The organism is Brevibacterium sp. BRM-1 (assembly GCF_026802075.1).
GTDB classification, from domain to species: domain Bacteria; phylum Actinomycetota; class Actinomycetes; order Actinomycetales; family Brevibacteriaceae; genus Brevibacterium; species Brevibacterium rongguiense.
The window spans coordinates 759,124-772,978 of record NZ_CP113788.1 but is presented as its reverse complement, the minus strand read 5'-3'; the positions used below and the strand labels follow the sequence as shown (position 1 = coordinate 772,978).

Genomic DNA, 13,855 nt, shown 5'->3' with positions numbered 1-13,855 from the left:
CCTCCGAGTGCTGAGAGTGGCGGATGCGGGTCAGCAGCTCGGGTGGCCCGCGCAGCTGCGCGACCCGGGCGGAGGAAGTACTGCTGAGGGCAGACTAGCAACAACTCAGCAAACATACAAAGGGTTGTCTAACTTTACTAAGGGTGCACTGACGACCTGAACGGGCAGGTGGGCCGGCGCGGTGGGCACGATGCGCGCCCGAGGCCCGTCGGCATCACCGCTGCGGCGGAGGGCGGTCGCGGTCGCCGAGGGCCGCCGCTGGCAGGGCATGGAGGGACAGCGCGAACAGGGAGCGACGGCGCAGGCGAGCGCGACGGCTCCCCACAGCAGCGGGGTGCGGCCCCGCGGCCGCACTGACACCGCGCCCTGGGGCGCCCTGCACCAGGGGGCGATCGGCAAGGGCCGCCGAGCTCGGGAAGGGTCGTGCCGGGCTCGGCAGGGCTCAGGCGGGATCGGGGGCCAGCGAGCCGTCGGGGGCGATGTGGTCGAAGATCTGGTCGACGAGCGCCACGACGTGGGGATCGTCGACGACGTAGAACACCCGCCGGCCCTCCTTGCGCGAGGATACGAGGCCAGCCAACCGCATCTTGGCGAGGTGCTGGGAGACGGTCTGCACGCTCTGGCCGGAGGCCGCCGCGAGGCCGGTGACATCGGCCTCCGCGTGCACGAGCAGCCACACGATGCGCAGGCGCGTCGAGGAGGAGAGCATCCGGAAGGTCTCCGCCGCGACCTCGACCTGGGCGTCGGTCGGCACTTCGGCGGGCAGGCCAGCGGGCACGTCCGGCCGGCCCGTGCGCTCGGAGTCGCTCATGGCCCCAGCCTACTGCTCGGGCTCCCACCTCCTGGTCGCGCAGCGCCCCTGCGGGCCCGCGGGGGATCGCGCCACCGACTAGTATGGATCCCTGCGCGTATCCGCATCCGTTCGCGTCGCCGATCAGAAGGAGATTTCCCAGTGCTTCGCACTCATGAGGCGGGCTCGCTCCGCCGCTCGGACGTCGGCACCGCCGTCACGCTGGCCGGCTGGGTGGACCGCCGCCGCGATCACGGCGGCGTCGCCTTCATCGACCTGCGCGACGCCTCGGGCATCGCCCAGGTCGTCGTGCGCGAACAGGACGCGGACCGCCTGCGCAACGAGACGATCGTGCAGGTGACCGGCACGGTGCGCGAGCGCCCGGAGGGCAACGCGAACCCGTCCCTGCCCACCGGCGACATCGAGGTCGTCGACACGGACGTGCGGATCCTCGCCGACTCCTCGCCGCTGCCCTTCCAGGTGTCCGACCACGCGGAGGACTCCGGCCAGGTGGGCGAGGAGACGCGCCTGAAGTACCGCTACCTGGACCTGCGCCGCTCGCAGCAGGCGCGCAACATGCGGCTGCGCTCGGACGCCAACCGTGCAGCGCGCACGGTGCTCGACGAGCACGGCTTCACCGAGGTCGAGACGCCCACGCTCACCCGCTCCACGCCCGAGGGCGCCCGCGACTTCGTCGTGCCCGCACGCCTGCGCCCGGGCTCCTGGTACGCCCTGCCGCAGTCGCCCCAGCTGTTCAAGCAGCTGCTGCAGGTGGCCGGCATCGAGCGCTACTACCAGATCGCGCGCTGCTACCGCGACGAGGACTTCCGCGCGGACCGCCAGCCGGAATTCACCCAGCTCGACATCGAGGCCTCGTTCGTCGAGCAGGACGACGTCATCGCCCTGGCCGAAGACGTCCTCAAGGCGCTGTGGAAGCTCGTGGGCTACGACATCACCACGCCCATCGACCGGATCACCTACGCCGAGGCGATGGCCCGCTACGGCTCGGACAAGCCCGACCTGCGCTTCGGCGTCGAGCTCACGGAGCTCACCGAGTACTTCGCCGACACGCCCTTCCGCGTATTCCAGGCCCCGTATGTGGGCTGTGTCGTCTACCCCGGCGGCGGCTCGCTGCCGCGGCGCAAGCTCGACGCGTGGCAGGACTGGGCCCGCCAGCGCGGTGCGAAGGGCCTGGCCTACGTGCTCGTCGGCGACGACGGGGAGCTCGGCGGCCCGGTCGCCAAGAACATCTCCGAGGCGGAGAAGGCGGGCCTCGCCCCGGCCGCGGGCGCCAAGCCCGGCGACGCGATCTTCTTCGCCGCGGACACCCGCAACGCCGCCCGCGCCCTGCTGGGGGCGGCCCGCCGCGAGATCGCCGAGCAGTGCGAGCTCATCGAGGAGGGCACCTGGTCGTTCGTGTGGGTGGTCGACGCCCCGCTCTTCGAACCGGCCGAGGACGCCGTGGCCGCCGGCGATGTGGCCGTGGGCGCCGGGAAGTGGACGGCCGTCCACCACGCGTTCACGAGCCCCAAGCCCGAGTTCATGGACGCGTTCGACACCGATCCCGGCAGCGCGCTCGCGTATGCGTACGACATCGTGTGCAACGGCAATGAGATCGGCGGCGGCAGCATCCGCATCCACCGGCCGGACGTGCAGAAGCGCGTGTTCGACGTCATGGGCATCAGCGAGGAGGACGCGCAGGAGAAGTTCGGCTTCCTCCTCGACGCGTTCGGATTCGGCGCGCCCCCGCACGGCGGCATCGCGTTCGGCTGGGACCGGATCGTGGCCCTGCTCGCGGGCACCGAGTCCATCCGCGACGTCATCGCCTTCCCCAAGTCCGGCGGCGGTGTCGATCCGCTCACGGACGCCCCGGCGCCCATCACCGACCAGCAGCGCAAGGAGGCCGGGGTCGACTTCGACCCGGAGGCCGACGAGCAGGACTGAGCAGCGGTGGCCGATCTCTTCTCGCAGGACGAGGGCGACCCGGGCTTCGGCCAGGCCAATGCCCTCGATCCGCTGGCCGTGCGCATGCGCCCGCGGACCATGGACGAGATCGTCGGCCAGTCGCACCTGACATACCCGGGCTCGCCCCTCCAGCAGCTCGCGCAGGCCAGCGCGGGCGAGCGCGCCGGGGCGAGCTCGGTCATCCTGTGGGGCCCTCCCGGGGTGGGCAAGACGACGATCGCCCACGTGGTCTCCCACGCTCCCGACCGCCGGTTCGTCGAGCTGTCCGCGATCACGGCGGGGGTGAAGGACGTGCGCCAGGTCGTGGAGAACGCGCGCTCCGAGCGCGAGCTCTACGGCCGCACCACCGTGCTCTTCCTCGACGAGATCCACCGGTTCTCCAAGGCCCAGCAGGATGCCCTCCTGCCCGCCGTGGAGAACCGGCTCATCGTCCTCATCGCCGCGACGACGGAGAACCCCTCGTTCTCCGTCATCGCCCCGCTCGTCTCGCGTTCGCTCGTGCTCACCCTCCAGCCCCTCGAGGACGCCGATGTCGCCGCGCTCATCGACCGGGCGATGGCCGACCCACGGGGCCTGGCGGGCTCCTTCGAGCTCGAGCCAGCCGCGCGCGACTACCTCGTCCAGATCGCCTCCGGCGATGCCCGCCGCTCGCTCACGGTGCTCGAGGCCGCGGCGGGCATCGCCGAGGCGCGGGCCGAGCCGGGCGGCGCAGGGGTGCCGCTCATCACCGAGGCGTTCGCCTCGCAGGCCGCGGACCAGGCGGTGCTGCGCTACGACCGGGCCGGCGACCAGCACTACGACGTCGTCTCCGCCTTCATCAAGTCCATCCGCGGCTCCGATCCGGACGCGGCCCTGCACTACCTGGCCCGGATGATCGCGGCGGGGGAGGACCCCCGGTTCATCTGCCGGCGCGTGGTCATCTCCGCCGCCGAGGACATCGGCATGGCCGATCCGCAGGCGCTGCCGCTCGCGGTGGCCGCCCAGACCGCGGTCGAGCGCATCGGCATGCCCGAGGGCCGGATCCCCCTGGCCGAGGCGGTGGTCTACCTCGCCTGCGCGCCCAAGTCGAACGCCTCGTACATGGCGCTGGAGGCCGCCCTGTCCGATGTGCGGGCCGGCAAGTCCGGCGAGGTGCCCGCACACCTGCGCGATGCCCACTACCCGGGCGCGAAGGCCCTGGGGCACGGCGAGGGCTACCGCTACGCGCACAGCTACCCGCACTCGATCGCCGAGCAGGAGTACCTGCCGGAGTCGCTGCGGGGCACGGAGTACTACCGCCCCGGCTCGAACGGGGCGGAGCGCCCCATGGGCGAACGCCTCACCGCGATCAAGAGGATCCGCACGGGCCAGGCGCCGCCGGCGCCCCCTGCGGTCGCGGCGGAGCGCCCCGCCGTGACAGGGGCTGCTGGGGGCAGGGCCGCTGGGGGACAGTCGTCAGCGTCGCAGCCGGAGGCGCAGTCGCCGCCGAAGCCGCCGGGGGCCGCGGAGGCGCCGGGCGCCGCAGGGGCAACGGTCGCCGAGGAAGCACGGGGCACCGAGGAAGCACGGGGCACCGCAACGGCACAGGCCGGTGCGGAGTCCCAGGGCACGGCGGAGGCACGGGCCGGATCGGAGGTCCCGGACACCGCGGGGGCAGGTGGGATCCCAGAAGCGGAAACCGCCTCGCGGCACGCTGGTGCCGAGCCGGGCGCCCCCGCGAACGGGTCCGCACCTGCGAAGGCAACCGCACGTGCGGAGGAATCTGCCACGGCGAAGGCACCCGCGCCCACGCGCGCCGCCCGTGCCCAGCGGACGGCAGCGAAGAAGAGCCCCGCAGGGGCGAAGGCCGCGTCCGCGGACAAGGGGACGGCCCGGAAGTCCCCGGGCAAGGCGCCGAAGGACGGCGCGGACGCGCCAGACGAGGCGTAGAACGGTGGCGGTCCGCCGGCTGGTGCTGGCACTCGACCTCGGCACCTCCGCGGTCAAGGCCGCGCTCGTCGATGCCGACCGTGGCACCGCCTGCGGTTCCGGGCGCGTGGCCTACCCCACCCGCACGCTGCCCGGCGGCGGAGCGGAGCAGGATCCTGCTGCGTGGCTGGCGGCCGCGCGCACCGCCTGCGAGCAGTGCTTCGCCTCGGCGGGCATCACGGCCCGGCGGACGGGGGACGCGGAGATCATCGCGCTCGGGCTGACGGGACAGATGCAGGATGTCGTGCTGCTGGGCGCGCACCCGGTGCCCGCCCTCGCACCGGCGATCCTCTATTCCGACGTCCGCGCGGCCGGCGATGCGCAAGCGCTGGGAGAGCTGCTGCCGCGCTGGGAGGCGATCGCGGGCAACGAGCAGGATGCCACGTCGTGCGCCGCGACCCTGCGCAGGCTCGCGCGCGAGGAGCCGGACCTGCTCGCCCGCACGGAGCGCGTGGTCTTCGGCCCCGCGGGCTACCTCGCGGCCGCGCTGGGCTGCGGTGCCTGGTGCGATCTCACAACAGCGTCCACCACCGGCCTTCTCGACCTCTCCGCCCGCGCATGGTCCGCTGACGTCGCGGGCGCTCTCGGCCTGTCCCTCGATCTCCTGCCCGATCTCGCCCAAGCGGCTCCGCCGACGCGCCCCGAAGGCCGCGTCGGGCGCCGAGGAGCGCCGGCCGGTTCGGGAGCGCCCGAACAGACCGGCTCCTCGGGCGCGCTGGTGGGCCGCACGGACGAGCGCGCCGCGGGACTGCTGGGGCTGCCGCGCGGCATTCCCGTCGTCCTGGCTCCCGGCGACGCCGCGGCCACGACGCTGGGCGCCGTGGGCCTGCAGCCCGGTGCAGGGTATGCGTATCTGGGCACGAGCGGCTGGGTCGCCGAGGTGACGCCGGCGGGCGCGGCTCGGCGCGAGGGTGCCTCGCACCGCTTAGCTCTGCCGGACACGCGGGCGAGGCTGGAGATCAGCGCCGTGCTGGCCGCCGGGGGCGCCGCCGACTGGGCGCGCGCGGCATTCCTGGACGGCGCTTCGCCCGCGCGCGCCGACGCTCTGCTCGCCGAGCGGGAGTCCTCCCGCGGGCGCGGGCCCTCGGGCCTGCTCGCGCTGCCGTCGATTCGCGGCGAGCGCTTCCCGGTGCGCGACGCGGCGGCCCGCGGCGCCGTCATCGGCATGGACGCCGCCACGCGCGGCATCGACCTGTACGCGGCGGTCCTCGAGGGCGTGGCGCTCGCGCTGTCGCATGCGCTGGAGCCGGGAACGGGAGGCACTCTCCCGGTGGCCGGCGGCGGAGCGGCCTCCGGGCCGTGGCTGCGCGTCCTCGCTGACGTCACGGGCCGGCCGGTGCGGCGCATCGGCACGGAGGACGCGGCCGTGCGCGGCGCGGCGCTCGCCGCCGCCGGCGCGGTGGGTGCCGATGGGGCACTGGCGGCACCGCCGGCGCCCGGGGGCGGCGGGCGCGCGCTCATCGCGCCCGCCGAGCGCGCGCACGCCGCCTACGCTGAGCACCGCCGCGCCCACCGCGCGCTCTACGGCGCGCTGGCTGGCCTAGGGGCAGGGGCCTGATCGACCGGGGCTATTCGGGGCCGGCGGGAAATAGGCGCGCAGGCGCTCGCGCAGCGGCTCATCGCAGACGTAGACGTAGGTGCCGAGGATCCCGCGGCTCATGAGCACCGCGTAGATGTTGATGACGTAGCGCAGCAGATCCTCATCGGAGTACGTGATGCCGAGCTGGCGGTTGTTCTCCTTGCCCTTCTTGTCGAAGTAGTCGCGGCGGGAGAAGTAGACGCGCCCGCTGGCCGGGTCCAGGCGGATGTCGCGGCCGATGATGACCCCGGCGTAGTTGAGGTCGTACCCCTGCACGGTGTGGATGGATCCCACCTCGCCACTCGACGTCGGCGAGCCGATCCAGTCCACCGGTGTCTGGTTCCACTGCCGGCGGAAGCCCGGTTCTTCGATGTCGATCGCCGTGCGCTGGGTCTTGCTGCGCCACGGCCAGGCGAAGCCGGCCACGAGCCGGGCCAGGGAGTGCTCGCGCTCGCGGGCGTCGATCGCGGCGGCCATGGCGGGCAGGCTGTCGAAGAACCGCAGGTCGTACCGGCCGAAGTCGCGGGGAGCGCAGTCCTCCCCGCTGAGCACCGACCGGACGTAGTCGACGTATTCGCCGGCCGCCTCGAGTCGCATCTGCGTGCGCAGGCGCAGCAGCCGCCCGCTGTCCCGTGCGGTCCTGAGCAGCTTCGCGACATCCGCGGGGCTGAGGTCGGCGGGCTTGACGCTCTGGTGCTCATCGAGCAGGAGGAGCCGGTGCCGGCTGCGCGCGCGGATCCAGTCGAGCTGAGTCTTGGAGCGGTCATCGGCGCCGAACAGGCGCGCCGTGATGTCGGCGAAGCGCTTGTTGGCCGGCCCCGACGCCTGATTCGCGCGCTGCCCCAGGCGATGGGTCTCGTCGACCACGAGAAGGTCGTAGACCCGGTCGGCCTCGCCCACATCGAAAGGCGAGAGGACCATCTCCGCGGCGAGCCCCGGGGTCTTGCGGAACACCGAGCGCACCGAGGAGCGCAGCGACTGCTGCGGGATGACGAACCCCACGGTGAGGCCGGTGAGGGCCGCGCGCGCCGCCGCGGTGAAGAACTCCGCGTGCACGGCGTCGGCCTCGACCTCCTCACCGGGTGCCCAGGCCGCGATATCGCTCAGCAGCTTGAGCAAGTACACGGCGACGACCGTCTTCCCGGTGCCGGGCTCCCCGCGGACGACGAATTCGCTCTCGGCGCCCTGTGCGAGCGATGCCAGCAGCGTCTCGACGATGTCGTTGACGGCGGCTGCCTGATCCGCGTTGAGGGACTTGAACGGCGAGAGCTTGTACATCTCGCTGTTGACGATCTCCGGGCGGCTGCGCTCGAACGCACCGCGGGCGCGCAGCGCCTCGAACACCTCGTCGAACTTCGGCTGGTAGTCCGCGCGGCGGTAGTAGTCCGAGTCCACGACGCCGATGTTGCGGTTGAGCACCTCGTACTTCTGGTCCCCGGCGAACATCTGGATGAGGAACGATTCGAGATCGAGGCACACGGACTTGTTGAACGTGTCGTCGAGGATGATCCGCATGCCCGTGAGGGCGGCGCGCGCATCGTTCCTCAGATGCTGCTGCATGCGCGCGGCAGCCTGCAGCGTCTCCCCGACGTACACCCGCCGCTCGTCCCCGAGCGTGTAGACAACGGGCCAGTTCGCGAACCGGCCGCCCTCCTGGGCGAGGAGCAGCACCTCGCGCTCGCCGAACGCGCGCTGCTCGATCTCAAAGCCGGTCATAGCGCGTGCTCCTCCCGCGCGAGAGCTCCACGGGGTACTTCTCCGCTGTCACCTCGAGCTTGCGGGCGATGAGGTCCTGGGGGTCCTCGCCGATCCGGTCGGCGAGGAGGTAGGCGTAGGTGAGCACATCGGCCAGCTCCTCGCGCACGCGGCCGGCGTCGGGCTCCTCGTCCCACTGGAAGCACTCGAGCAATTCACCGGCCTCGATGCTCACCGACTTCGCGAGATTGGCCGGGGTGTGGAACTGCTGCCACTCCCGCGCGGCCATGAAGGCGCGCAGGGCAGCGCGGATGTCCTCGCCATCGTCCATTCGGCCATGCTACTGGCAGCGCGCGAAGCCCCGGCCCGGCGCGCAGCGGCTCGCGCAGAAACCCGCATGACCGTCCGCCGTGCACGCATACTGCGCGCGCCCGTGCCCGTTTGCCGCCGCACACCTCGGAGGGTAGAGTTGTCTGCTGTTGTGCCTGCACCCTAAAGGCGGTCGACGGCGGCGAACTCGCGCCGCCGCTCCTCTTTCCCATCCGGGGAAACAACGGCTCCGGACCCGGTCGAGCCAGACCGCGCCCCACCTCCGCTCGCGGCCGCGCCGCGGCGGCAGTGCGGGCGCAGATCCCGCCCGGAGCACTGAGAACACACCGAAAGGTTCCGCATGTCCGCATCACGCAGCCAGGTCCGGCTGTCGCGCGCGCTCGGCATCCCGCTGACGCCCAAGGCAGAGAAGTACTTCGAGCGCCGTCCGTACCCGCCCGGCGAGCACGGCCGCGCCCGCCGTCGCAACGACAGCGACTACTCCGTCCGCCTCAAGGAGAAGCAGCGCCTGCGCGCGCAGTACGGCATCCGCGAGGCCCAGATGCTCAACACGTTCAAGGAGGCCAAGCGCCTCCCCGGCATGACCGGTGAGAACATCGTGGCGCTCCTCGAGAGCCGCCTCGACGCGATCGTGCTGCGCTCCGGCATCGCCCGCACCATCCAGCAGGCCCGCCAGTTCGTCGTGCACCGCCACATCACCGTGGACGGCAAGCGCGTCGACCGCCCCTCGTTCCGCGTGAAGCCGGGCCAGGTCGTGTCCGTGCACGAGAAGTCCGTGCAGATGGACCCGTTCCAGGTCGCGGCCGCCGGTGGCAACGCCGAGGTCCTGCCCGCCGCGCCGGGCTACCTCAAGGTCGACCTGGACGCCCTCCAGGTCACCTACCTGCGCACCCCCAAGCGCGAAGAGGTCCCCGTGACCGCAGACGTGCAGCTCGTCGTCGAGTACTACTCGCGCTGAGCGCCGCGAGCTCCACGCTCACACACTGCCCGGGCCGCTGCGGCCCGGGCAGTGTGCGTTTCCCGCGCCCGAGGCGCGGGCCCAGCAGCGCCCGGCCCGCACCTCGGGCGCGGGGGAGCGGCGGGCAGACCGGGCCCGTGCGGCAGGGCGCGATCCACTAGACTTGCCGCGGGCCGGGCCCGGCCCAGCCAGCCGTCTCGCGGCGGCCGGCCGCACCCGCGTCCACGGCAGCCACGCCCACAGCACCATCGCCCACACAGCACGCACGCTCACAAGGAGACCCGCGGAATGAAGACGGCAGAGATCCGACGTCGGTGGCTCGAGTTCTTCGAGGCCCGTGGCCACGCGGTGGTCCCTTCCGCGTCGGTGATCAGCAGCGATCCCTCGATCCTGTTCAACATCGCGGGCATGGTGCAGTTCATCCCCTACCTCACCGGTCGGGAGCCCGCGCCCTTCAACCGCGCGACGAGCGTGCAGAAGTGCGTGCGCACCGCGGACATCGAAGAGGTGGGCAAGACCACCCGCCACGGCACGTTCTTCCAGATGAACGGCAACTTCTCGTTCGGCGACTACTTCAAGCGCGAGGCGATCCGCTACGCCTGGCAGCTGCTGACCGCCCCGGAGTCCGAGGGCGGACTGGGCTTCGACCCGCAGCTGCTGTGGGTCACCGTCCACCGCGACGACGAGGACGCGATCGGGCTGTGGCGCGAGGAGAGCTCCGTGCCGCTCGAGCGGATCCAGAAGCGCGGCAACGAGGACAACTTCTGGCACACCGGTCAGCCCGGCCCCGGCGGCTACTGCTCGGAGATCTACTTCGACCGCGGGCCCGACTACGGCCTCGAGGGCGGCCCCGAGGCCGACGAGGACCGCTACATCGAGATCTGGAACCTGGTGTTCATGGAGTTCGAGCTCGGCGAGGTCCGCTCGAAGACGGACTTCGACATCAAGGGCGAGCTGCCCGCCAAGAACATCGACACCGGCATGGGCCTCGAGCGCGTCGCCTTCCTCAAGCAGGGCGTGGCGAACATGTACGAGATCGACGAGGTCTACCCCGTCATCGCCGCGGCCAGCGACCTCTCCGGCAAGGCCTACGGCGCGAACGAGGCCGACGATGTGCGCATGCGCGTCGTCGCGGACCACGTGCGCTCGGCGCTCATCATCATCGGCGACGGGGTGCGGCCGGCCAACGAGGGCCGCGGCTACATCCTGCGCCGGCTGCTGCGCCGGGCGGTGCGCGCCATGCGGCTGCTGGGGGTCACCGAGCCCGTGCTGCCCGCGCTGCTGCCCGTCTCGCGCGACGCGATGCAGGCCTCCTATCCCGAGCTCGCAAGCGACTTCGACCGCATCTCGCGGATCGCCCACGCGGAGGAGACCGCCTTCCTGCGCACGCTCGAGTCCGGCACCCAGCTGCTGGCCCGCAGCGTCGACGAGGTGGGCCGCGGCGGCACGCTCGGCGGCGACGTGGCCTTCGCCCTGCACGACACGCACGGCTTCCCCATCGACCTCACGCTCGAGATGGCGGCCGAATCCGGCGTCACCGTCGACGAGGGCGTCTTCCGCTCGCTCATGGACGAGCAGCGCCAGCGCGCCAAGCGCGATGCGAAGTCGAAGAAGGGCGGGCAGCACGCGGACCTCTCCGCGTTCACCGCGCTCCTGGACGAGGGGCGCACCGAGTTCGTCGGCTACGACAACCTCACCTCCGGCGCCCGGATCCGCGGGCTCGTCAGCGACGGCGCCGCCGCCGAGGTCGCGGGCCCCGGCGACACGCTCGACGTCGTCCTCGACACCACCCCATTCTACGCCGAGGCCGGCGGCCAGCGCGCCGACGTCGGCATCATCCGCGGCGATGGGTTCACCGCCCGCGTCACGGACGTCCAGAGCCCGCTCAAGGGACTGCCCGCCCACCGCGTGGAGATCCTCGACGGGGAGCTGCGCGTCGGGGCCGACGTCAGCGCCGAGGTGGACCCCGCGCACCGGCGCGGCTCCGAGCAGGCGCACTCGGCGACCCACCTCGTCCACGCCGCGCTGCGCGAGATCCTCGGCCCGAACGCCGTGCAGGCGGGCTCGCTCAACCAGCCCGGCTACCTGCGGTTCGACTACTCGTTCCCGGAGGCGCTGAGCGCCCAGACCCGCGCGGAGATCGAGGAGGCGGCCAACGCCGCCGTGAGCGACGACCTCGACGTCAGCTACGAGTTCATGCCCTTCGAACGGGCCCGCGAGTCCGGCGCCATGGCGCTGTTCGGCGAGAAGTACCCGGAGATCGTGCGCGTCGTCGACATCGGCGGACCGTTCTCCCGCGAGCTGTGCGGCGGCACGCACGTGAGCCGCACCGCCGAGGTGGGCCCCATCTCCATCGTCTCCGAGTCCTCCGTGGGCTCGGGCACCCGCCGCATCGAGGCGGGGGTGGGCATGGACGCCTTCCGCTCGCTCACGCGCGACCGCACGATCGTCCAGGCGCTGTCCGACCTCCTCAAGGTGCCGGGCGCCGACGTCCCCGAGCGCGTCTCGGGCCTGCTCGAGCGCATCCGCGAGGCCGAGCGCTCCATCGCGAAACTCAACCAGGAGAAGGTGCTCTCGGCCGCGGCCGACGCCGCGGCCGCCGCGCAGGACATCGGCGGCGTGCGCACCTCGGCGACCGCCCTGGGCCCGGTGGCCGGCGGCGGGGACGTGCGGGCCTTCGTGCTCGACGTGCGCGGGCGCCTGGGCACGGACCCGGCGGTCATCGCCGCCGTCGGCGAGGCCGACGGCAAGCCCAGCGTCGTCGTCGCGGTCAACGACGCGGCCCAGGCCAGGGGCCTGCGCGCCGGCGACCTCGTGCGGGCTGCCAGCACCGCGATGGGCGGTGGCGGCGGGGGCAAGGCCGACGTCGCCCAGGGCGGTGGCAAGGACGCGTCGAAGGCCCGCGAGGCCCTCGACGCCGTGGTCGCCGCGGTCCGGGAGGCCGTGTGACGTTCCGCCGCGGGCGGCGCTTCGGCGTCGACGTGGGCAGCGTGCGCGTCGGGGTCGCCGCGTGCGATCCCGACGGGATCCTCGCGACCCCGATCGCCACGGTCTACCGGCGCGACGGGGACGGCCCGGCACTCGGGCAGCTCGCGGAGCTGGCCGCGGAGTACGAGCCCATTGAGATCGTCTGCGGCCAGCCGCGGTCGCTCGACGGGAACCTCCGGGCCTCGGCCGCGAGCGCCGCGCAGTTCACGGAGCTCATCGCGAAACGGCGCCTGGCGCCGGTCCGGCTGGTCGACGAGCGGTTCACCACGACCCAGGCGCACGGCATGCTACAGTCGGCTGGCAAGAATGGCCGGAACAGGCGCGAGAGCGTCGACGCGGCGGCCGCCGTGCTCATCCTCCAGAGCGCGCTAGATTACGAAAAGCGTACCGGCTCACCTGCGGGAACGCCCTTCGAACCGAATCGGGGAAACGATACGTGAACCTGCACGAGGAACTCACCTCCGACGACGGGCTCACCCGCGTCGAGCGGCGCGCCCAGCAGCGCCGGATCGTCGTGCGCAGGCGCCGCACAGTGGCCATCGTCGCCCTGGCCGTCGTGGTCCTCCTCGTTGCCTGCGGCGCGGCATTCGCCGGCGCCAGGGGCGCGTTCGGCGACCTGTTCGCCGGCGGCGGCGACTACGAGGGCGGCGGCGAGGGCGAGGTCGTCGTCGAGGTGCTGCCGTCCATGTCGGCCAAGCAGATCGCCAACAAGCTCGTGGACGAGGACGTCATCAAGTCCGCGGACCCGTTCCTCAAGATCGTCAAGGACGAGGACCTCGTGCTGCAGGCCGGCAACTTCGCCATGAAGAAGCACATGAGCGCGCAGGCGGCCATCGACACGCTCAAGGAGGCCAGCGCGGCGAACCGGGTGCAGATCCCGGAGGGCTCGACGCTCGTCAAGATCAAGCAGGCGATGGTCAAGGCCGGGCTCAAGGAGGCCGAGGTCGACGCGGCGATCGACAAGAAGAAGCCGCGCGACTACGGCCTCAAGGTCTCAGCCCCCAGCCTCGAGGGCTACCTGTTCCCCGCCACCTACGACGTCGATCCCAAGACGACCCCCAAGGACCTCGTCCAGTCGATGGTGAACAAGACCCGCGACGAGCTCAACAGCCTCGCCATCGACAACGACGACGCCAACCGCTACCTCACCCTGGCGAGCATCATCCAGGTCGAGGCCAGCGGCGACGAGGAGACCCGCGCGAAGGTCGCGCGCGTTCTGCTCAACCGGCTCGGGTCGAAGTCGCAGACGAACGGCATGCTCCAGCTCGACTCGACGGTCGCCTACATCCACGGCGCCCGCGAGGACCTCACCACCACCGCCGAACAGCGCAAGAGCAAGAGCCCCTACAACACGTACAAGGTCAAGGGGCTGCCACCCGGGCCCATCAACTCGCCCGGCGAGGACACCGTGCGCGCCGCCCAGCACCCCGCCACAGGCGACTGGCAGTACTTCGTGGCGACGAACCCGGACACGGGGGAGACGAAGTTCGCCGCGAACTACAAGGACCACCAGAAGAACGTCGAGGAGTACCGGGCGTGGCTGCGCGAGCACCGCTCGGCCGCGACGAAGAGCGCGGACGCAAACTCCGGCCAGGACGCCTGA

9 protein-coding genes and 1 pseudogene are annotated in these 13,855 nt (G+C 72.3%); 7 read left to right on the top strand and 3 right to left on the bottom strand.

Translation table 11 applies throughout. The annotated features are described in order from the left end of the window. Positions 1 to 442: 442 nt before the first annotated feature. Positions 443 to 811, bottom strand: a complete 369-nt coding sequence (locus BRM1_RS03375) for an ArsR/SmtB family transcription factor (RefSeq protein WP_160953546.1) — start codon at positions 809 to 811, stop codon at positions 443 to 445. Positions 812 to 952: 141 nt separating this feature from the next. On the opposite strand from BRM1_RS03375, the gene aspS reads away from it, so the two are divergent. From aspS to BRM1_RS03360, 3 genes and pseudogenes are all read left to right on the top strand, one after another. Continuing rightward, positions 953 to 2,734: an aspartate--tRNA ligase gene (gene aspS, locus BRM1_RS03370; protein WP_268528195.1), complete on the top strand. Its 1,782-nt coding sequence runs from the start codon at positions 953 to 955 to the stop codon at positions 2,732 to 2,734. Between the two features lie 6 nt (positions 2,735 to 2,740). Beyond that, a pseudogene (locus tag BRM1_RS03365) lies at positions 2,741 to 4,105 on the top strand (replication-associated recombination protein A); the annotation flags it as partial. A gap of 562 nt (positions 4,106 to 4,667) precedes the next feature. Further along, on the top strand, positions 4,668 to 6,260 hold the full coding sequence (locus BRM1_RS03360; RefSeq protein WP_268528192.1) for an FGGY family carbohydrate kinase: 1,593 nt from the start codon (positions 4,668 to 4,670) through the stop codon (positions 6,258 to 6,260). On the opposite strand, the gene BRM1_RS03355 is transcribed toward BRM1_RS03360, so the two are convergent. Together BRM1_RS03355 and BRM1_RS03350 are read right to left on the bottom strand one after the other, a co-directional pair. Next, positions 6,243 to 7,997: a DUF2075 domain-containing protein gene (locus BRM1_RS03355; protein WP_160953473.1), complete on the bottom strand. Its 1,755-nt coding sequence runs from the start codon at positions 7,995 to 7,997 to the stop codon at positions 6,243 to 6,245. The genes BRM1_RS03360 and BRM1_RS03355 overlap by 18 nt on opposite strands. Continuing rightward, the gene (locus BRM1_RS03350) at positions 7,984 to 8,307 is read right to left on the bottom strand and encodes a nucleotide pyrophosphohydrolase (RefSeq protein ID WP_160953474.1); all 324 of its coding nucleotides are present in this window, start codon (positions 8,305 to 8,307) and stop codon (positions 7,984 to 7,986) included. Before BRM1_RS03350 ends, BRM1_RS03355 begins: the two co-directional genes overlap by 14 nt. A gap of 339 nt (positions 8,308 to 8,646) precedes the next feature. Here BRM1_RS03350 and rpsD point away from each other — a divergent pair, with 339 nt between their 5' ends. The 4 genes from rpsD (at position 8,647) to mltG (ending at position 13,855) form a co-directional block, all read left to right on the top strand. Next, positions 8,647 to 9,264 (top strand): 30S ribosomal protein S4, encoded by a 618-nt coding sequence (gene rpsD / locus BRM1_RS03345; protein WP_160953475.1) that lies wholly within the window; start codon positions 8,647 to 8,649, stop codon positions 9,262 to 9,264. A 288-nt stretch (positions 9,265 to 9,552) separates the two neighbouring features. Further along, positions 9,553 to 12,213 carry an alanine--tRNA ligase gene (alaS, locus tag BRM1_RS03340; RefSeq protein ID WP_268528187.1) on the top strand — a complete coding sequence of 887 codons (2,661 nt, stop codon included), beginning with the start codon at positions 9,553 to 9,555 and terminating at the stop codon, positions 12,211 to 12,213. Continuing rightward, positions 12,210 to 12,692, top strand: a complete 483-nt coding sequence (gene ruvX, locus BRM1_RS03335) for a Holliday junction resolvase RuvX (RefSeq protein WP_160953477.1) — start codon at positions 12,210 to 12,212, stop codon at positions 12,690 to 12,692. The genes alaS and ruvX overlap by 4 nt, the downstream gene beginning before the upstream one ends. Then, on the top strand, positions 12,689 to 13,855 hold the full coding sequence (mltG, locus tag BRM1_RS03330; protein WP_268528183.1) for an endolytic transglycosylase MltG: 1,167 nt from the start codon (positions 12,689 to 12,691) through the stop codon (positions 13,853 to 13,855). The genes ruvX and mltG overlap by 4 nt, the downstream gene beginning before the upstream one ends.

What these genes read in the sequence shown, in the direction of transcription:
- BRM1_RS03375 (WP_160953546.1), bottom strand. Translation starts at nt 811, where the DNA reads ATGAGCGACTCCGAGCGCACGGGCCGGCCGGACGTGCCCGCTGGCCTG.
- BRM1_RS03355 (WP_160953473.1), bottom strand. Translation starts at nt 7,997, where the DNA reads ATGACCGGCTTTGAGATCGAGCAGCGCGCGTTCGGCGAGCGCGAGGTG.
- BRM1_RS03350 (WP_160953474.1), bottom strand. Translation starts at nt 8,307, where the DNA reads ATGGACGATGGCGAGGACATCCGCGCTGCCCTGCGCGCCTTCATGGCC.
- rpsD (WP_160953475.1), top strand. Translation starts at nt 8,647, where the DNA reads ATGTCCGCATCACGCAGCCAGGTCCGGCTGTCGCGCGCGCTCGGCATC.
- alaS (WP_268528187.1), top strand. Translation starts at nt 9,553, where the DNA reads ATGAAGACGGCAGAGATCCGACGTCGGTGGCTCGAGTTCTTCGAGGCC.